The sequence below is a fragment of the Paenibacillus alkalitolerans genome (genome assembly GCF_016482785.1).
Classification (GTDB): Bacteria; Bacillota; Bacilli; order Paenibacillales; family YIM-B00363; genus Paenibacillus_AE; species Paenibacillus_AE alkalitolerans.
Genome location: NZ_JAEMXM010000014.1, coordinates 1 through 20,498 on the forward strand (window position 1 = coordinate 1; position 20,498 = coordinate 20,498).

General features: G+C 47.1%; 15 protein-coding genes. 12 read left to right on the forward strand and 3 right to left on the reverse strand.

Going from position 1 to position 20,498, the window contains the following annotated elements; translation table 11 throughout:
* Positions 1 to 516, forward strand: a 516-nt coding sequence (locus JET16_RS19625; protein ID WP_199619280.1) for an MFS transporter, incomplete at its 5' end; no start/stop codon positions are given.
* Between the two features lie 81 nt (positions 517 to 597).
* Here JET16_RS19625 and JET16_RS19630 read toward each other — a convergent pair.
* The gene (locus tag JET16_RS19630; RefSeq protein WP_199619282.1) at positions 598 to 1,482 is read right to left on the reverse strand and encodes a helix-turn-helix transcriptional regulator; all 885 of its coding nucleotides are present in this window, start codon (positions 1,480 to 1,482) and stop codon (positions 598 to 600) included.
* 187 nt (positions 1,483 to 1,669) lie between these two features.
* On the opposite strand from JET16_RS19630, the gene JET16_RS19635 reads away from it, so the two are divergent.
* The 9 genes from JET16_RS19635 to JET16_RS19675 all read left to right on the forward strand — a co-directional run bounded on the left by JET16_RS19635 (position 1,670) and on the right by JET16_RS19675 (position 15,142).
* A complete protein-coding gene (locus JET16_RS19635; RefSeq protein ID WP_199619283.1) occupies positions 1,670 to 4,078 on the forward strand; it encodes a glycoside hydrolase family 31 protein in 2,409 nt (802 codons plus the stop codon).
* A 110-nt stretch (positions 4,079 to 4,188) separates the two neighbouring features.
* On the forward strand, positions 4,189 to 6,405 hold the full coding sequence (locus JET16_RS19640) for an AraC family transcriptional regulator (RefSeq protein ID WP_199619286.1): 2,217 nt from the start codon (positions 4,189 to 4,191) through the stop codon (positions 6,403 to 6,405).
* A 176-nt stretch (positions 6,406 to 6,581) separates the two neighbouring features.
* On the forward strand, positions 6,582 to 7,337 hold the full coding sequence (locus JET16_RS19645; protein WP_199619289.1) for a carbohydrate ABC transporter permease: 756 nt from the start codon (positions 6,582 to 6,584) through the stop codon (positions 7,335 to 7,337).
* A gap of 65 nt (positions 7,338 to 7,402) precedes the next feature.
* The gene (locus JET16_RS19650) at positions 7,403 to 9,013 is read left to right on the forward strand and encodes a type 2 periplasmic-binding domain-containing protein (RefSeq protein ID WP_199619291.1); all 1,611 of its coding nucleotides are present in this window, start codon (positions 7,403 to 7,405) and stop codon (positions 9,011 to 9,013) included.
* A 98-nt stretch (positions 9,014 to 9,111) separates the two neighbouring features.
* Complete coding sequence (locus tag JET16_RS19655) at positions 9,112 to 9,849, forward strand: sugar phosphate isomerase/epimerase family protein (RefSeq protein ID WP_199619293.1); 738 nt, start codon at positions 9,112 to 9,114, stop codon at positions 9,847 to 9,849.
* 44 nt (positions 9,850 to 9,893) lie between these two features.
* Positions 9,894 to 10,922 (forward strand): Gfo/Idh/MocA family protein, encoded by a 1,029-nt coding sequence (locus JET16_RS19660; protein ID WP_199619295.1) that lies wholly within the window; start codon positions 9,894 to 9,896, stop codon positions 10,920 to 10,922.
* A 22-nt stretch (positions 10,923 to 10,944) separates the two neighbouring features.
* On the forward strand, positions 10,945 to 12,063 hold the full coding sequence (locus tag JET16_RS19665) for a Gfo/Idh/MocA family protein (RefSeq protein ID WP_233531932.1): 1,119 nt from the start codon (positions 10,945 to 10,947) through the stop codon (positions 12,061 to 12,063).
* An 87-nt stretch (positions 12,064 to 12,150) separates the two neighbouring features.
* On the forward strand, positions 12,151 to 13,029 hold the full coding sequence (locus JET16_RS19670; RefSeq protein ID WP_199619297.1) for an S-layer homology domain-containing protein: 879 nt from the start codon (positions 12,151 to 12,153) through the stop codon (positions 13,027 to 13,029).
* Between the two features lie 298 nt (positions 13,030 to 13,327).
* Positions 13,328 to 15,142 carry a family 43 glycosylhydrolase gene (locus tag JET16_RS19675; protein WP_199619299.1) on the forward strand — a complete coding sequence of 605 codons (1,815 nt, stop codon included), beginning with the start codon at positions 13,328 to 13,330 and terminating at the stop codon, positions 15,140 to 15,142.
* Positions 15,143 to 15,403: 261 nt separating this feature from the next.
* On the opposite strand, the gene JET16_RS19680 is transcribed toward JET16_RS19675, so the two are convergent.
* A complete protein-coding gene (locus tag JET16_RS19680) occupies positions 15,404 to 16,237 on the reverse strand; it encodes an AraC family transcriptional regulator (RefSeq protein ID WP_199619301.1) in 834 nt (277 codons plus the stop codon).
* A gap of 154 nt (positions 16,238 to 16,391) precedes the next feature.
* Between JET16_RS19680 and JET16_RS19685 the strand changes: the two genes are divergently transcribed.
* Both JET16_RS19685 and JET16_RS19690 read left to right on the forward strand, forming a co-directional pair.
* On the forward strand, positions 16,392 to 17,519 hold the full coding sequence (locus JET16_RS19685; protein WP_233531933.1) for a glycoside hydrolase family 88/105 protein: 1,128 nt from the start codon (positions 16,392 to 16,394) through the stop codon (positions 17,517 to 17,519).
* 25 nt (positions 17,520 to 17,544) lie between these two features.
* The gene (locus JET16_RS19690) at positions 17,545 to 18,582 is read left to right on the forward strand and encodes a glycoside hydrolase family 88/105 protein (protein ID WP_199619310.1); all 1,038 of its coding nucleotides are present in this window, start codon (positions 17,545 to 17,547) and stop codon (positions 18,580 to 18,582) included.
* A 349-nt stretch (positions 18,583 to 18,931) separates the two neighbouring features.
* Here JET16_RS19690 and arfA read toward each other — a convergent pair whose 3' ends face one another.
* On the reverse strand, positions 18,932 to 20,425 hold the full coding sequence (arfA, locus tag JET16_RS19695) for an arabinosylfuranosidase ArfA (protein ID WP_233531942.1): 1,494 nt from the start codon (positions 20,423 to 20,425) through the stop codon (positions 18,932 to 18,934).
* Positions 20,426 to 20,498: the final 73 nt, after the last annotated feature.

The window sequence follows — 20,498 nt, forward strand, 5'->3', positions numbered from 1 at the left end:
TTATGGTCCTCAATGGTATTGCCGATGAGCTCCCCTCCACTGTCGTTCAGCCACAGCGTAATTGGACTGTTTGGACTTGCTGGTGTAGCGGGGGCATTGGCCGCCAGCAGTGCGGGACGACTGGCAGACCGGGGATTAGGACAACGGACGACAGGCATCGCTTTGTTACTGTTAGTGTTTTCTTGGCTGCCACTAGGGTTACTACAGAAGTCCATGTGGCTGTTTATCATAGGGGTCGTTATGTTGGATTTCGCAGTGCAGGCGGTTCACGTTACTAATCAAAGTATGATATTAAGTGTTCGTCCAGAAGCGAGGAGCAGGCTAACCGCAGTGTACATGATCTTTTATTCCTTTGGAAGCGCAACAGGTTCAGTTGCGTCGACCTGGATTTATTCTTGGGCGGGGTGGTTCGGCGTGTGCATACTGGGGACCTTGGTAAGCATGATAGCGGTCGTTTTTTGGGCATGTACTTTGAAAATGTCCGATCGTTCTCCTATTGCTACAGCAATGAAGTAGAAATCGGCTAAATGAGTTCCGGCGTCCAATCGGCATAGTTGAATCGCAATTGGAGGGGGGAGACTGTGCTACTCTAGTAACTTAGATCCCTGATGAGTAGAGGGCCTTGTACTCCGAAGGCGTCATGTTCTGTATTTTTTTAAACCAAGTTGTGAAATAACTTGGCTGATGAAAACCGGACTCAATGGCCGCTTCCAGAACGGTACAATTCCCATTTCGTAGCATGCTCGCAGCGTTGTTTATTCGAATGAAATTCAAATATTCTATAGGCCGCATTCCGGTATGGGTTTTGAAAAATCTGCAAAAATGTGAACGACTTAAGGAGATGACGCCAGCCAATTGGTCGAGTTCAATTTTTTCACGGGCGTGTGTTTCCATGTAGATTAATACTTTCTTGATTAACGATTTAGCTTCGGAACGGTGAATGTGTTTGTTGGCTTTGCCTTTCTCGAGCAAATCATGCTGGTAAACATCTGAAAATAGTAGCAATAATAATCCTTTAAGCCCCAGTTCGTAAACGGCATGTTTGAGTTCGTATTTGTGCAGAATTTGCTGTATTCGAGACAGCAATTGGACATGGATGTTGTCGGTGATGGTTAAATACGAAGGGAATTTTTCAGATTTAAGCACCAAGGATGTAAGTTCATGGTCTGCGGCTTGATCCGAAGTGATCCAAGACAGCTTGAACACGATGGAATAATAAGTGACCTCGCACGATTGATCATTATAGCCGCTATGGAGTTCCCCAGGGTGAACAATTAGAGCCTCTCCTGCATGGAGGGGGAAATCGCTGTCCTCAATTCGAAAGACAGCCTGTCCTTTGTCTAAGAAAATAATTTCCATTTCATCATGCCAATGGATCGGCAGGATTTGTTGAACATCTTGGGGTTGCCTGACTTTATAGATTTGAAATGGAAAATTAGGCCTTCCATGTCTCTTATTCTCGTAATATCGGAATTCGAACAATTTAACCACTTCCTCGTTGAATGTTGGTTAACTGTCTGAGAATCATATTATTACAATAACATGTTGAAAATGAAGGAGGAAGATAATTAAGTGATAATATTGTGATAAATTCGAGCAATAATGTTGGAGAAATAAAAAGTTAGTAGCAATATAATGGCGATATAATGAAATGGAGAAGGTGATAGTGATGAAAATATTAGATTTTCAAGTGAATGAAAGCGGAATTACGATGAACACATCAAATGGTATGATTGATGTTTCTTTTTTCACTTCAAATATTGCTAGAATTCGGTATACCCTCGAGGATTTTTTTAGTGATAAGGAAAGTTTAATGATCGTGAAGCAAGCAAAAACGGAATCGATTCAATGGCATATGCATGATCATGAGGTTTACCTTGAATTGTCAACCGATGATTTGACCATCAGGATAGATAAAGCAACGTGTGCATTCACTTATTTCGATTCACAAGGAAATGTGTTGACGAAAGAGCCGGACAAGGGCGGGAAGACCTTAGAGCGAATCGATGTGATGCGGACGGTATTCAAAGATGCGGCGGAGCTCGAAACTAAACTCGGTGCGGATGGGCTCCGGGTGAACGTAGATGGACTGCAGCAGACTGTCGATAGACAGGCCTTTCGAACGAAGCTGGAGTTTGAATGGCAGCAGGATGAGGCACTGTATGGCTTGGGATCTCATGAAGAAGGCATGATGAATTTGCGAGGAAAGCATCAATACCTCTATCAACAAAATATGAAAGCAGTGGTGCCGGCATTTCTATCCACCCGCGGCTATGGCGTACTTATAGATAATTATTCGCTGATGACCTTTCATGACGACTCATTCGGTTCATACCTATGGAGCGATGTGGATGAAGAAATGGATTACTTTATGATTGTTGGCCCGGAATTTGACGACATCATTAAAGGCATCCGATATCTGACGGGAGAGGCTCCCATGCTCCCTAAATGGGCGTTCGGCTATGTCCAATCGAAAGAGAGGTATGTCTCCCAGCAAGAGCTGATCAATACGGTCAAGGCATATCGTGACCGCGATCTTCCGCTTGATTGCATCGTGCTTGACTGGCGTTCATGGGCCGGAGATCTGTGGGGGCAGAAAACACTTGACCCGGATCGTTTTCCAGATCCTGGTGGCATGATGGAAACACTCCATGCGCTCAATGCCAAACTGATGGTTTCTATATGGCCGATCATGAACTCAGGCGGCGACAACCACCGAGAAATGAGTGAACGCGGATACCTGCTCGGCAACCAAGCTACGTATGACGCTTTTCAAGAAGATGCACGTCTATTATATTGGCAGCAAGCCAACGACGGTCTGTTCTCTCATGGGATAGACGCATGGTGGTGCGACTGCACAGAGCCATTCGAGGCGGATTGGAAGGGCGCAATCAAACCAGAGCCTGAACATCGTATGCTCATTAATACGGGCGAAGCCAAGCGCTACCTCGATCCTGAATATATCAACACATACTCACTGCTGCATTCCAAAGGCATCTACGAAGGCCAGCGCGCTGCGACGGACAGCAAACGCGTGGTGAACCTGACTCGATCCGCTTTCGCAGGCCAGCATCGCTACGGCACCATCACCTGGTCGGGTGATATAGCTGCAAACTGGGACACGCTCAAGAAGCAAATTGCAGACGGACTTAATTTTTGCATCACAGGTTCGCCTTACTGGACGTTGGATATAGGTGCATTCTTCGTGCAAAACAAACCGGATCTATGGTTCTGGAATGGTGATTATGATAAGGGTGTAGATGATCTGGGCTATCGTGAGCTCTACGTACGGTGGTTTCAATTGGGCGCTTTTCTCCCGATGTTCCGCTCACATGGTACAGATACACCAAGGGAAATTTGGCAATTCGGTAAGCCCGGTGAGCCAATGTACGACACCCTAGTGAAGTATTTGAAGCTGCGGTATAGGTTGATGCCATACATTTACTCCCTAGCTGGAGCAGTTGCCCATCAGAGCTATACCATGTTTCGCGCTTTGGCATTTGATTTCCGTCATGATGCGAACACATATAACATAGACGATCAATTTATGTTTGGACCGGCATTTATGGTCGCCCCTGTCACAACGGCCATGTACTACGGTCCGGACTCTCGTGAACTGAAGGGTACACATAAAACCCGTAGCGTCTATTTGCCATCAGGTACTTGGTACGACTATTGGACCGATCAACGAATCGAAGGAAACAAGAGCATAGTGGCTAAAGCAGATTTGGAGACCATGCCGCTGTTTGTTCGAGCGGGCGCAATTGTTTCAACAGGACCTGATATACAGTATGCCGAAGAGCAGCGAGCAGCAGTCATTCATCTAAAAATCTACCCTGGTGCAGACGGGTCCTTCACGCTGTATGAGGATGAAGGAGATAATTACAACTACGAAGATGGACATTTTTCCACGATCGAAATGAATTGGCGCAACACTAAGCGCACACTTACGCTTGAGAAGAGGTCGGGCAGCTTTGAAGGGATGCAGCGGCAAAGACAATTTTCAATTGAAATAGCTGGGGAAGCTCATCATACCGCTATTTCGTATTCCGGTGAACAAGCCATCGTACAATTGTAGGATGACAACGCTTTGCGGCAGGTGAACAGCAAAAGGACCCTTGGACCCTTGGTACTGATCGTATCAAGGGTGTACTAAATGAAAGCGTTATCCAAAAAGGGGGAAGGATTATGCCTGATATAAAATTCAAGTCTTACTCTTTACGGACACTTGTGATTACATTAAGTATTTTTGCAATCATACTTATTGCCCTATGTGGCGGGCTCTTATATTCCAAAGCAAATCAAATAATGATCGAGGAAGTAGCGAAGGAAAGCCGCCATCGGGTAGAGAACATAAAGGATTTTATTGAAACCAATTTATTGGCCAAATATGAAAACGTTTTCTCGAATAAAGTCATGGCAACGATCAGCACAAAAAACAGTGAGGAAATCCGGTATTTTCTGGATCATTCCGAAGAAGACAATTTGTATCGGGTTTCACGACTTCGTAATGATTTGGAATTAATGCAGTCCGCACACTTGGGAATAGAAGATATCACCCTGTATTTTAAAAAATCCGACTTTGTGGTGGATACTAACTATTATTATGAAGATGCGTTAAATTCAGAGGAATATGATTTTATTAATCGTCTGTCCACTTCCGTACCTCATCAATGGTTTCAAAGGGTAAGACCCGACGGCCGTGAAGTATTAACTTATATTTTTACCCTTCCTTATAAAGCTGAATCAGATAAAATCAAGGGATATATGTATATAGATATTGATATCCAATATATCGAACATATGCTAGATGCTATGATGGGTTCACCGGATGAAGCTATTTATATCATAGATAAAGCCGGCAATTCAATTAACTCGACAACCGCAACGTATCAAATCAATTCAATGCAACTCAACCAATGGATGTCCGAAGCAGACTTCAAAGTCGAATCAATCGAAGGACGTAAGACAGTAGTTACATTTTCCAAAGCCGGGACCGGCGACAATGATTGGAATTATATTGTAGTAAGACCCATGCAGTCGTTCTTTCTGTCTGCCCAGAAATTACAGAGGGATATTGTCCTGGTCTGTTTGATTGTGATGGTCATAGGATTGTTAACTTCATACCTAATTTCTCGACGTCTGCATTTGCCTTTGAGGAAAATGGTGGCAGATATTAGACGCATTTATGGAGCTTCGTTTCCTGCTCATCAAGCAAATGAATACAAATATATCAATCAAGTGTTTTTTTTAATGGATATGAAAATTTCATCCTTGCATAATCAACTTAAGAATGAGCAAATTCACAGTTTACTTCGAGGTAACTTACAGGAGATGGATGATCTACCCATTCCTCCTGATTCTTCTTATCTGATCGGTTATATCCGTCTTCACAGCGGGAATATTGACACCTTCAGGACACGCTATCAAAAAATGGGGCACGTACATCCTTATCGTATAATCACGATCAATCCCCGGGAAACCGCTGTTCTGTATATACTGCATCAGGGAGAAGTCGAACACGATTCATATGATCAAATCAGGTCGGAAATCGAAAAATTTAAAATACTTACCCGGAACGACTTTGTTTTTTCAGTAGGTTTAGGAAATCTTGTACGATCCTATAAAGAAATTCCAAATTCATATGATAAAGCATTACAATCACTTGAATATGTATATTTATACGGCTATGGAGCCATCTTATTATACCGCGACATTATAGGACGACGCGGATGGCCTGAAAAAATGGAATATGATCGCCTTGAAACTGCGTTGAGTGCAGGGAATATACAGACTACAACAGATTTTATTCACAAGTTTCAGGAAAAAATGATGGATAGCGACTATTCCCTTGAAGTCATCCATCTTGCTGTTGTACGTTTAACGGCTACACTATATCAAGTCATGCTTCGTCACGAATTGCAAGATGTTTTCAAGGTGACAGCGGACTTTTTTACAAGCTTTAAGAAGGATACCTTAAAGGAGACACTTCACCACATCTTGGAATACTGTCAAAAGGTAGTCCGATTTATAGAAGATTCCCAAAATAATTCTCGCACAAGTACAATGAAGGATATCAAGAACTATATCGATCAAAATCTCGATCAAGACATATCCTTGGACGCGCTCTCTGAGCGGTTTTCATTCTCAATTTCCTATATATCAAGAACGTTCAGTGAAATATTTCAGGTTTCGTTTTCTGAATACTTAACCGGCATGAGACTGGAGAGGGCAGCCGAGTCGCTATGCGGCAGTTCAAAATCCGTAACCGAAATCTCATCGATGGTCGGTTACCGAAATGTTCAATATTTTTGCACGAAGTTTAAAAATAAGTATGGCGTTACACCAAGCCAATATCGAAAGTCTATGCAAGGAAAAGAAATACAGGATCCAGATTATATTTGAATGGTATGCTATGAGCCTCCAACAATGGAGGCTTTTATTATGCTTAAAATTTATTGTGTTCCTTTATAAAATCTTGTGCAGTCAAAATAATATAATCATTAAACTGAAATTGAAATTGCCCCCATTAAGACACTGCACTTAAAATAAGCAACGTGGGAAGCGCACCGGCTGAAGCCATGAGATCAGGAATTCATCTTTATCCCAAAGAACTCTCCTTTGAGGCGTACAAAGCAGCGCTTAATTCAGATGGAATCTGGGTTGGGTTTAGCAATACGATTTTCCGGACTGTGGTGGGAACGCTGCTTTCCTTGGTCTTGATGGCCCTGACGGCCTATCCCCTGGCCAAGAAGCACTTACCCCACCGCACCTTATTTACAATGGTGATTTTATTTACAATGTTTTTTCAGGGCGGCTTAATCCCCACTTACTTATTAATTCAAAATCTTGGTCTGATAGATTCCCGCTGGGTTTATATATTAGCGCCTCCATTCTTAATTAATACCTTTTCCATGCTGATCATGCGCAACTTTTTTATGGGCATCCCAGCCGAGCTTGAGGATTCCGCAAAGATAGACGGAGCCAATGACATACGAATTTTGTCTTCCATCGTAATTCCCCTATCGAAACCAATCCTGGCTACTGTGGCGCTTTGGGCCGCCGTCTTTCACTGGAATTCCTGGTTTGACGGGTTGATCTACATTCAGGACCAAAAGAAAATTTTACTGCAGATTTTCTTACGGCGACTGGTTGTAGAGAACCAAAATCAAGAGCTGGCGATGCTTATGGATATGGCAACCGGTCCCCAATTGGTAACGCCTGAGACGGTTAAAGCTGCTGTGTTGATGGTTACCGTACTGCCGATCTTGCTTGTCTACCCATTTCTGCAAAAATATTTTGTGCGCGGCATCATGATTGGCTCATTGAAAGGGTAATGACATGAAATGTTAAGCGGAACCTATGTTCTATTAACATAAAAAATCACAAGGAGGATATTACCATGCAAAAAGCTAAAAAAATGTTCAGCGTGCTGCTTGTGCTAATGCTAGTTATTGCCTTGGCAGCATGCAGCAGCAATTCGCAGCCCTCGCATTTAAACAAGGGAAATGCAAAAAAAGAAGAAACCAATACTAAAGGGGATTCATCCAGTTCAGCAGACAGTTCATCGTCAAAGGAAGCTCCCATAGAAATTACTTGGCTTAGCTTCTTTCCCCCTGATACCGATGACACCCCTGTACAAAAATATCTAGAAGAAACGTTTAATGTCAAGATTAAAAACATGCGCATTGACCGTTCTAATTGGGGGGAGCAGTTGAATATTAAACTGGCCTCCAAGGAAATTCCAGACATCTTCTGGCTATGGGGTGCGGGCGATATTGAAAATTATGCCACTCAGGGCCTTCTTGCGGAGCTGCCGGTGGAGTTAATTAAAGAGAAAATGCCACAATATGCACAATCCGTAGATGAGGTAGACCCCAAACTATGGGAATATGGGAAACACGAAGGAAAAAGCTACGGAATCCCATTGTATTGGCCTGATGGTACAACACCCTTCCTCCCGGCTTATAACGGCAAATGGCTGAACGCTGTGGGATATAACAAAGCACCGCAGACCTTAGAGGAAATGGAAGACGTTTTATACAAATTTCGCAATAATGACCCGGACGGCAACGGCAAAAAAGATACTTACGGCATCTCTGCCAGAGGAAAAGACGGTCTAGCCTTCGCTTTCAACAGTGTTTTTGGGGCCTTTGGTGTACAGCCAAAATTCTGGACGAAAGATGCGAACGGAGAGCTTGTGTTCGGGATGATCACTGAGGAAGCAAGACAAGGGTTCCTCGTCTTGAACAAATGGTGGAAGGACGGCATTATTGATCCCGAATTCATTACAGTCGATGATGCCAAGTCCACTCAGATTTTATCCGAAGGCCGTGTAGGTATGATGGACGGCGGGATGTGGATGCATTATCATCCGGTTTCAGGGAAAATCGGCTCCGCCTTTAAAGGAGCCCAACCCGATGCTGAACTCATAGTAGGCAAACCGGTAACAGGACCTGATGGAGCCAGCGGCGGATTAGCATGGGGTTCCAAGAACAGCTATATCGGTATGGGAATACAAGTTGCCGATGACCCAGAGAAAATGAATAAAATCTTCGAAATTCTTGAGGCAACTGCAACAGTAGATGAGGCGTATCTAATGACAACCTTCGGTGTCGAGGGCGAGCATTATGAATTGAAGAACGGCGTACCTGAGGCCAAGCCGGAATACGCTGATATCCAGAAAAGGGCAGCCAAGATTGGAGCCGGAAATTTCTACAATATGTTTATTGGAAAATCGTTGGCGATGTTTAAATACAACTACACGCAGGAACAGCTGGATCTCAGGCAGAAACTAACAGAAAACGCTCCAATCATAACGGACGAATTAACGTTCAGAGTACCTGTGATGTCTGAGTACCCCGATCTTGGTAAATTAGGAGACGAGTATTACATTAAGTTTATTACCGGTGAAGTTAATTTAACTGATGGATTTGATGAATTCGTCAAGGAATGGAAACAATCCGGCGGCGAAGCAATTACTAAGCAAGCTAATGAAATCTATGCAGAATAGTTCAATTCATCTAATGCAATGAACGCAAACAGGAGATGCAGCCATCCGCTATGGATGCATCTCCTGTTACATTAATTTGAAAGTGGTGGTTGTAAACCATGAAGTTCGGAATTGCTGATTACGGATTCAATGTTTGGGATGGCGGCTGTTTCGATTATGAAGAACGCTGGCTTCAGCTTAAGAAAATTGGTTATGAAGGAGTAGAGCGGCTTACCTTTGCCAACGCGGAGGATGCGATGCATAAGGCAGCGAGAATGCGAAAGCTAGGAATGGACTTTACGACTGTGCGAGGCCCGAGCGGCGAGCTTTCCATTCAATGGACGTCCGCTCTAGGCAAGTCCTATGTGTGGACGGAAGTCAGCGGCAAGGATTTCAATACCTTTTGCCGGCAGGTGAATATTCAAGCAGAAGCGTGTGAGCGTTGGGGCATTCATGTTGCCCTTCATAACCATATGGGGACCTTGGTAGAGACTCAAGAAGAGCTGGAGGCATTTCTAAACCGCTGTCCTAAGTGCAATCTTGTATTGGATACCGCCCATTTAGCAGCGGCAGGCGGCAATCCGGCAGAGATTGTAAAGAAATACCCGGAGCGTCTTCAGGTAGTTCATCTGAAGGATTGGCTGCTCCTTGACCCAGACAAAGAGCAATGGCATCAGCGCGGGCGGTTCTGCGAGCTTGGCGCAGGCAATATCGGATTGGATAACGTCGCTGTAATGAAAGCCTTGGTAGAGGTCGGATACGACGGATGGGTCTTCATCGAGCATGATACTCATTTGCAGGATCCGCTGAAGGACCTTTCCATCAGCAGAGAGTTTCTGCGAAATATTGGATTCTAGTAGAACCAATCATTGACTTTATAGTAAGGAGTGAACATCATCTGATGAGCAAACCAATCAAGATCGGATTAGTAGGCTTAGGGCGAGCCGGATGGGGAATGCACTGCGAAGAAATCAAAGGCAAAGAAGAGCAATTTCAAATTGTTGCCGCTTGTGATCCCTTGCCCGAGCGCTTGGAAATGATGAAGGAACGGTATCAATGCAAAACCTACTCTACCATTGAAGAACTGATCGCCGATAAAGAGGTTGAATTGGTCGATATTACCTCACGTTCCGTTGACCATGCGAATCACGCTGCCTTAGCACTCTCTAAAGGCAAGGACGTGTTCCTGGAGAAGCCGATCAGCTTAAATTACGAGCAAGCGTTGCAATTGAAAGAGGCTGCCGGACAATCACAAGGCACGCTGTATATTCGCCACAATCGCCGGTTCGATCCCGATTTCCTTCATGTCAAGGAAATCATTGCGAGCGGCTTATTAGGAGAGGTGTATGAAATTAAGCTGGCGCGCCATGGCTTCCAGCGCAGAGATGATTGGCAAACGATCAAAGAATACGGCGGCGGGCAGCTGTTAAATTGGGGACCGCACATCATTGATCACGCTTTGCGCTTGATGGAAAGTCCAGTTGAATCGATCTGGAGCAATTTAAAGAGAGTGGCCGCTGCAGGCGACGCGGAGGACCATATCAAAATTGTAATGACGGGAAGCAACCAGAGGATCGTCGATTTGGAGATTAGCGGGGGAGTGGCCATCTCTTCTCCGTTGTACTTGGTATATGGCACGAAGGGGAGCCTCTCGCTGTGTCACCATACGATCACCTTGAAATACCTGGATCCGGAACAGCCGCTAGCCCAGAAATCGGCCGACTTGGGGACCCCAGGGGCCACCTTCGGACAGCCTGAACAGCTGCCATGGATTGAGAAGGACCTGCCGGTACAACCCAAGCAGCAGTTTAACATTTGGGATGAGCTTTATCAATCGATCCGATTCGGTCATCCCTTCCCCATAACCCTGGATGAGGCTGTTGAAGTAATGAAGGTCATATCTGAAGTGAAAAGAGGGACTCCATTCTAAACCTTCGCTGGAGGTTAAGGTTATGAAATTAACTCCAATTAATGCACAAATGAGCCTCAAAAAGTACAAGCTTGGCGTGATCGGCCTTGGTGAAGGTCGCAGTATTATCTCGGCGGCACTTGAAAGCGACCGTTGGGAGTTGGTGAATGTTTGCGATCTTAATGAAGACCTGTGTAAGGAGCGCGCCAGGGAATTCGGACTGACACGCTATACGCTTAAATACGATGATTTATTGAATGATCCGGAAATTGAAGTCATTTCCATTTATACGCCCGATCAGCTGCACGGCTTGCATATCCGCCAGGCATTGGAAGCCGGCAAGCACGTTATTGTCACAAAGCCGCTGCTTACGTCGTTGGCTGAAGCCCACGATCTGCTCGATGCGTTGAAACAAGCGCCCGGCAAACATATTTTCGTCGGTCAAAGCTCGCGCTTTTTCGAACCGATGATCCATCAGCGCAACGACTTTCTCAGTGGAAAACACGGTGAAGTCGATACTGTGGAAACGTACTACATCTCCGACTCCCGCTGGTTTTTAGAAAAAGACTGGAGCAGACAGAAAGGCTTCAGCTGGATGTACAATTTCATGATCCACGCTGTCGACCTGGCCAAATGGTATCTGCCAGGCATCGAAGAAGTTTTCGCTTACGGACACTCCAGTGCCACAAACAAAGAATACGGTTTGAAGGTACCGGATACCATGAGATGTCTGATGAAGGATGCGGAAGGACGAATTGCGACCGTTGCGGGCTCGTATACAAAACCGGCCTTGAGACAGATTGATCCCGGCATCAGCTGTACGCTCAGGGGCACACTCGGTACGACCCGCTCCGTCTACTCGCATTTGAAATACTATACAAAATTCACAGGCGAAAAGATGGCCACTCACAGCTATGAAGAAAAGGAACCGTATTATTTCCGTTTTGAAGGGAAAAGCCATCACGCCGGCGAATACCAAAATTACATTGAATACTTTGCAAAGTGTCTGGACAAAGGCGAAACACCAAAGCCTGACTTGCATGAAGGGCTTCATACGATCGCGATTATGGAAGCGATCGAAAAAAGCATTGATTCCGGTCAGCCGGTTCAGGTAAACGATATTTTGAAAGAACATTCGCTTAATCTGCAAAGATTGCAATGAAAATCAACGGACGAAGGGCTTTTTGTCTTCGGTTTTTCTCAATCATTTATCTCCGATCCCGATTTCCATAAGAAAGAATTGACGCTCATGGGAAGCCGCAATGCAACGCGCGAAGATTTTGATTATGTTTTGGACGCATTACGCTCAGGCACGCTGGATATGGGAAGTTATATAACCCACCGCTGCGGTTTCGATCAGATGATCGGCCAATTTGACAGCTGGCTTCGGCCCACCGAACTCGTGAAAAAAGTGAAAGCCGGCGATTCCACAGCAGCTGCGATCGCTTCTTATCTTAAAGCGGATGTTAGGGTTGCAGCCTTATCAGGAGACTGGTCGAAGATTTTTCCCGAAATGGCCGGCGATACAACGACCGGTGAAGGTGCTTATTACCGCAATCAGATTGAGAAGTTGATTCAGCTGGGAGTTATGAGCAAGGATCCTCTCGGAAACTTTAATCCGGATGAGGAGATGACCGTTGGCGAATTCATTCGATGTATTTCCAAGCTGATGAATTTGGAAAAATCGACATTCGCCGGCTACCCGGACGGGAAGCTTACTCGGGAAATAATGGGCGCTATTCTGGATGACGCGTATCATGCGAAGTTCTCTAGTAAGCCGAAGTACATGACCGATTATAACGGAACAGCCGTGGTACCCGATGACCCGAATTATGATCCGTATATGGACCCGGGTTCCAGAGGCGCGATGTACTATCCTCTTGTTTCCTGGCAGCAGTTAATGGATACCGCGCAAATCGCACCCCACTTGGCTTCTAAAGTTAAGGAAGCCTATGAATTGGGCCTGATCCGTTCCGAGAAAGGAATTGCCAGGGGACAAATGGTTAACGGCACAGAGCTTGAACCGAAAGTGGCAGTAACCCGAGAGAAAGCTGCTAAAGCCCTGTACTTCATGTGGGTTCTCCAGCAGGCTGTAAATGTTGAGAACGATGTTTCTTATCTAAAATAGGTAAGTTACCGCCGGAAACCGGCTAATCTTAAATAAAATGAAAAAGAAGCCAGGGAGCATCCCTGGCTTTCTATTATGGCTCTGTGAATTTATGAAAATGACCGATCTATGGATGTTGTATGAGGCAGACAAGCGCATTCTGGGTTTTAGTCCGCATACTTTGAAAGCATATTCACTTCAATATTTAAAAGGCCGCGTTCAGAGGTGTTGAACTGTTAAGATAGATGATACAATGACAAAGTGAGACTTCAACATACATAGTGTTTTGCGTGTTGATCGTAACAGGGAGGGCATTATTTTGACAGTACGTAATTGCAGATATTCAGGTTATCTTTTGGTGCATTTTATCGGAGAACAGCCCGACGGAGAACAAGTCTATTTCTCCTACAGTGAAGACGGCTTGCATTGGAAAGACTTGAATGGGGGCTTGCCGGTTTTGCGTTCCGAACTGGGGGAAAAGGGCGTTAGGGATCCGTTTCTAGTGCGCTCGCCCAAGGAGGACAAGTTTTATCTGATTGCCACGGATCTCCGCATTGCCAACGGAAAGGGCTGGGACGCCGCAGTGAATGCCGGAAGCCGCGACATTATCGTATGGGAATCCGTCGACTTGGTGAATTGGTCTTCACCTTGGGCGGTCACGGTTGGCGTACCAGGGGCAGGCTGCGTCTGGGCACCGGAAGCGATTTATGACGAGGCCGCGGACGATTTCTTGGTGTTTTGGGCATCGGCAACGCAGGAGCCGCAGGAACAAGAGCGGAAGCAAAAAATATACAGCGCACGTACCAAGGATTTTCGCAGCTTTACAGCGCCGGAAAAGTACATTGAACGGGAAAACCACATCATTGACACCACGATCATTGTACACAACGGTACCTACTACCGTTATTCCAAGGATGAAACGACGAAAAATATCCGGGTCGAAAAAGGCACATCGTTGGAGAAAAACTCCTTTACCAATGTGCATGCTCCGGTTCTAGAGGAACTGTTAGGTGTGGAAGGCCCGCAAATTTACAAGCTGAACGACCGCGAGGAGTGGTGTCTCATTGTGGATCGTTTTGCGGAAGGAAAGGGCTACCTCCCCCTGCGTGCCTCCGACCTTGAAAGCGGTGAATTCCGGGTTGTGCCGGAAGGGTCGTTCGATTTAGGCAAAACCAAGAAACGCCACGGCGGGGTCCTCCCGATTACCGCAGAAGAATGCAGCCGCCTTCTGGCGGCGTTCGGCGACGGCCATCAGGTGCTGCCCGGGCAATTCGCAGACCCGGATCTTGTGAAGTTCGGCGACCGCTATTACCTTTATCCGACAACCGACGGCTTCACGGGCTGGTCGGGCACGCAATTTCATGTGTTTTCTTCGGCTGACATGCGTATTTGGAGAGACGAAGGCGTGATTTTGGATCTTGCGACGGAAGACGTCCCTTGGGCTGTCGGCAGTGCATGGGCTCCGGCCATTGCCAGCAAAGACGGTAATTACTACTATTATTTCTGTGGCAAAATGGAAAGCGGAGAGAGCGCCATAGGTGTTGCGATTGCCGAAACTCCGGTTGGCCCCTTTCGTGCGCAGCCGCAGCCGCTTATTACCATGGAGCAGATGAAGCGTCTAGGTATCGCCATGGGCCAGACCATTGACCCGTCCGTCTTTTTTGAGGATGACGGCACAGCTTACCTGCTGTTTGGAAATGCACACCCTGCAATCGTACAGCTTGGCGAAGATATGGTAACCGTAATTGAGGATACGATGAAGAATCTTGTCGGCCTGGACGACTTCCGGGAGGCGGTCACTGTTCTCAAACGCCACGGGCAGTATCACTTCACGTGGTCCTGCGACGACACCGGCAGCGAGGATTACCACGTAAACTATGGCACGGCGGAGCATCTTTACGGACCGGTAACTTACCGTTACCCGGTTCTAGTCAAAAATAAGAAAAAGGATATGCTCGGCACCGGACATCATTCGATTCTCCGGGAGCCCGGTACCGATAAGTATTGGATTGCTTATCACCGGTTTGTCACGCCGTTGACCCAGTTTACACAAGGAAAAGGTTATCATCGTGAAGTCTGCATAGACCCGCTCACCTTCGGCGAAGATGGGTTAATGCAGCCGGTGCAGTTGTAGAGGATGCTGCATTAACGAGGCGGCGGAGCCAAGTTTTCAAAGTTCTTCAATGAGGCCTTGATGTATCGTCAAGGTCTTTTCTTTGTTTTTTCCACCGAGTACCCACAGGCAGAAGGGAACTAAAAGCATCGAGTTTCCACACTAAATGTGAAAGGATATGACGCTATGAAGGATAGGAACGAAGTTTTATCGAAGAGGGGATTTTGTGAATTTTTACCAAAAGGCCCAAACAGGGTGGGTGAACCGTTCGGGTTTTCTCCGTTACCGTTTTCTATAAAATAAAGGAGCGTGTCCGGTGACCTGCTTGAAGACTCTTCCGAAATGCGTCACGCTCCCGAATCCAACCCTCTTAGAGATCATGTTGGCCTTCATGGAGGAGCTGAGAAGCAGCGTCATTGCTTCTTTGACCCGGACATTGTTCAAATACTCCACGAAGGTAAAGCCGGTTGCTTCCTTAAAGAAACGGCTTAAATAGTAGGGGCTGACGTAAAATTTCTCGGCCAACCGTTGGAGTGACAGTTCCTCCATATAATGACTGTTGATGTAACGAACCACTTCCGATATGCGCTCATGCTTGGAGCTGGGGTGTTCCGGCGTCTCGTAGCCGGTTTCCGTCATTAGCCGGCAACAATCGATTAGCAGCTGTAGCGTTAATGCCTGCGCATATGTCTCGTAGCCGGGCTTCTTATCCCGAACTTCTTGTATAATCTTGTTCGCAAGCGCGTCGATGGTCATTCGGTCGTGCGAGGAGCATTTTACATAGACATATTCCTTCTCGAACAGAGGGTGCAGGATATCCGCGTGAGATCCATCCGAAGCGATGAAATAGCTTTCATGAATATTGACGATGAGGCGTTCATGCGCCGGCATCTCCGTGTTGGTCGTACGGTGCAGGACATTCGGAGAAATAATGACCACGTCGCCCTCTTCAATCACCATGGTTCGGTCCTTGATGAAAAATTCCCTTTTGCCGGACATCAAATAGAAGACTTCGTAGGTTCTATGGAAATGACTGCTCGACATATGGTGACTCAGCGCCTTCCGGTGATGCACCAAGAAAGTTTCTTTGCCGTTATCGAAGTAAAGTTCTCCCAATGTGCCACCCACCTTTTCCAAACGTTGCCCTTCATTATACGCAATAATCGCGGGAGTGCAAGATGTAAGAAGAATTCGAGGAATTATGCAAAACATGTACATACTGTTGTGCTAGCATTGAGGGTAGCAAGCAATAAGGAGGAGGAATAGGAAGATGAGTGCTTCGGCGAATCATGTAACGGGATCGATGAAAGACACGCGAAATCCTCTTGAGTGGGCGGAGAAGGCCTGCGAAGCATTGATGGCGAAGTTCGAACCGGAGGCGCTTCCGCCGGATCGGTTCCACTACCATCAAGGGGTTTTCTTGTCCGGGATGGAGAAATGCTGGCGTGAGACCGGCAACCGGAAATATTATGATTATCTCAAGCGGTGGGTAGACAGCCAGATTCTTGAGGACGGCAGCATCAAGAAATATAAACCGGATGAGCTGGACGATATTCAACCGGGCGTGCTTCTATTCAATCTATATGAACAGACGGGGGACGAACGCTATAAGAAAGCCTTGTATACGCTCGTTCCTTTGTTAAAGTCGTGGAAGACCAATCCATCGGGCGGGTTCTGGCATAAGGAGCATTATCCGAACCAAATGTGGTTGGACGGGTTGTACATGGCCGGTCCGATCGCTGTTCAGTTCGCGAAGACGTTCGGCGAAAGCGAATATTTCGACATGATGACGTTCCAAGCGCTCCTCATGGAGAAACATACGAAAGATCCCGTTACAGGCTTACTGTACCACGGTTGGGATGAAACGAAGGAAGCGAGCTGGGCGGACCCTGTGACAGGCTTGGCTCCGGAATTTTGGGGTCGTGCCATCGGTTGGTACCCGGTAGCGCTGCTCGAGATGTTCGAGCATCTGCCCGAGGATCACAAGGACAAAGCGAAGCTGGTCGGCATCCTGCAAGATTTGCTGGTTTCATTGGTAAAGTACCAGGATGAGGCAACCGGCTTATGGTATCAGGTGGTCGACAAGGGCGACCGCCCGGACAACTGGTTGGAAAACTCCTGTACGTCCTTATACGTTCATGCGATCGCCAAGGCGGTGCGCTTCGGTTATCTGGACGCGAAGTATCTCGAGTATGCATGGAAGGGATACCAGGGCGTCATCGATACGCTTACGTTCGACGAGAACGGCAACGTGGTAATCGGCAACATCTGCATCGGCACCGGCATCGGGGATTACGCGCATTATATCGCCCGCCCGACCAGCGAGAACGATTTGCACGGCGCCGGCGCCTTCATTCTCATGTGCGTGGAGATGCATCTTGCAGCACAACAACGATAGTACTTTATTCACGGGGGTAGAAGAGATGAAATTGCAAATCGATACCGCGGAATTAAAACAAATCATCGATCGGGTAGCGGACTACACCCTTGGCATGGATTTGACCTGGGACTGGCCGTGCGGCGTCGCCTATTACGGCGTCAGTCGAGCGTTCGAAGCGACGGGGAACGAAAACTATTTAGAGCGCATGGCGGCGTGGTGCGACGAATACATCGAAGCGGGACTCCCGGTTTGGACGGTGAACGCTTGCGCGATGGGGCATATGCTCGTGACGCTGTATGAGCATACGAAGGAGCAGAAATACCTCGACCTCATCATGAGTAAGATCGACTATCTAGAAAAGAATGCATTGCGTTTCGGAGATCGGGTGCTGCAGCATACGGTATCGGCCAAAAACGACTTCCCGGAGCAAGCATGGGCGGATACGCTGTTTATGGCGGCTTATTTTATGCTGCGCGTCGGCGTCATGCAAGGGAATAAAGCGCTCGTCGAAGATGCGTTGCACCAATATTTCTGGCATATCAATTATTTGCAGGACGAGGAAACCGGCATTTGGTACCACGGGTACAACAACATCAACAAGGATCACATGTCCGGCATTTATTGGGCGCGCGCGAACGCTTGGGCGGCGTACACGATGTCTCGTGCGGCAAGGGTGCTGCCGGAAGGCTATCTGTATCCTCCTATGGTGCATATATGGAGTTCATTGCGCGATCAGCTCGCGGCGCTGAAAAAGCTGCAGAAGGATGACGGCCTTTGGGGTACCGTGCTCGATTACCCGGAAGCCTACGGCGAGGTATCGGCGACGGCAGGCATCGCGGCCGCGATGATTATGCAGGGCAATCCGATGCATGCGAAGTATGTACAGAAAGCACTGGACGGTACGATCGCGAATATCGCGAGCAACGGACGGGTACTTAACGTCTCCGGCGGCACCGCTGTCATGAAAGACATCGACGGTTATCTTGGTATTGACCGGAAATGGGCTCAAGGCTGGGGCCAAGGATTGGCGCTGGCCTTGCTGGCGGCGGCCCTCGAAAATCAAGAGAGAGTTCGCGGATAAGAATCGCTGCGTTGCCTTTTGGTGCGCTCGTGAATCAACTGAATGCGCAGACTATTGGCGCCGGAGAAATCATTGTATTGGTCGCACGGCGGCGGGCGGTAAAGTTAGTGCACAAGATCCCGGGCCTCGGCGGCGTGAAACCGTTCGGTGCGCTTCATCAAAAGTTGTAAATGTTCCTTACTGCTCTGTAAGTTTTGTTTCTAAATTAGCCAGATATAGATGAGGTTTTGCTGAGAAATGCGGATGCACTGGTAGATTAAAAAAGAGAATCATAAGATCTCGATAATCACATGACAAAGAGAGCAGCTCGTACCCTGACAGGAACCAGCTGCTCTTTTGTCATTAACAATTATTCGGATACATACTCCAATCGGATTACATTCCAAGAGGCTTTGGACAATTTAACCGACAACTTGCCGCCATCGATTAAGGTCGTTCCGCGGGTATGGGGGACCACCTCTTGAGGGCGATTTTTCGTATTGGTTGCCTTAATGTTTTCATGTTCCAAAACGATGTGTTCAATAAGACGTACCTGCCCGAAGCTGCCAAGATTGACATCCAGCTCCAAGGAGTCGGAGAGATGCCGGTTGACGGCAAATAGGGTAATCTGCCGGGATTCCTCGTTATAAACGCTGATAGCTTCCAGGTAAGGGACGTCCGTAAAATCCTTAGAGTCGTATTTGGCCGAACGGATGACAGGATGCAGAACAGTTCCTCTGCCGTATAAGGATGCATGCATATAAGGGTAATAAGTAGTTTGCAGCCATAACGGTCCGCCATTTTCAGTCATAATAGGAGCGATAACATTAATAAGCTGAGCCAAACAAGCGATCTTCACACGATCGGCGTGCTTTAGCAATGTAATCAGGCAACATCCGACAACGAGGGCATCCTCCATGGTATAGGTATCCTCGAATTCCGGGGGCGCCACCTGCCAGCGTTCGGAAGCACGGCTTGAGCCTATGGTGTTCCACACGTTCCATTCATCCATCGATAGATAAAGCTTCTTTTTACTTCTTTTTTTGGCTTTTATGTAATCGCATATGGAAGCGACGCTCCCGATGAATTGGTCCATATCCATCGATCGCGCAAGGAAGTTCATTGAATCGTTCTCATTGTTGTTGTAGTAAGTGTGCAGGGACAGATAATCCACTTGGTCATAAGAGAGGTCCAATACCGTAGCTTCCCATTCGGCAAAGGTCGGCATACCTCTTCCGGAACTGCCGCAGGCGACCAACTCCAAATTCGGGTCCACCCATCTCATCACCTTGGCGGTCTCATTGGCCAGCCGGCCGTATTCAACAGCGGTTTTCGCGCCGATTTGCCACGGTCCGTCCATTTCGTTGCCAAGACACCAGGTTTTAATACGATGGGGCTCCTTGTAACCGTGGGAGATTCTGAGATCGCTGTAGTAAGAGCCGGCAGGATGGTTGCAATATTCGACCAAATTTCTTGCCGCATCCGGACCGCGCGTACCCAGATTGACAGCCATCATCACTTCGGAACCGGCCAGTTTCGCCCATTCGGCAAACTCATTCGTTCCGACTTGGTTGGTTTCAGTAGTCCACCAAGCAAGCTCCAACTTACGCTTGCGCTCCGCTTGCGGGCCGACTCCATCCTCCCAATTGTAGCCGGATACAAAATTGCCGCCTGGATACCGGATAATCGGAACCTTCAGCTTGCGGATCGCTTCCAATGCGTCTCGGCGAAAGCCGCGCTCGTCCGCTGCGGGATGCCCTGGTTCGTAAATTCCGCCGTACACCGCGCGTCCCAAGTGTTCGATGAATGAACCGTAAATTCTGGGATCCACTTCTGAGAGAACAAAGTCCTTGTCAATAACCATGGATGCTTGAAGTGTCAATTACTTCCCCTCCGTTGAATTAATGGAAATATTAATTTAAATGCGATTTTGTGTT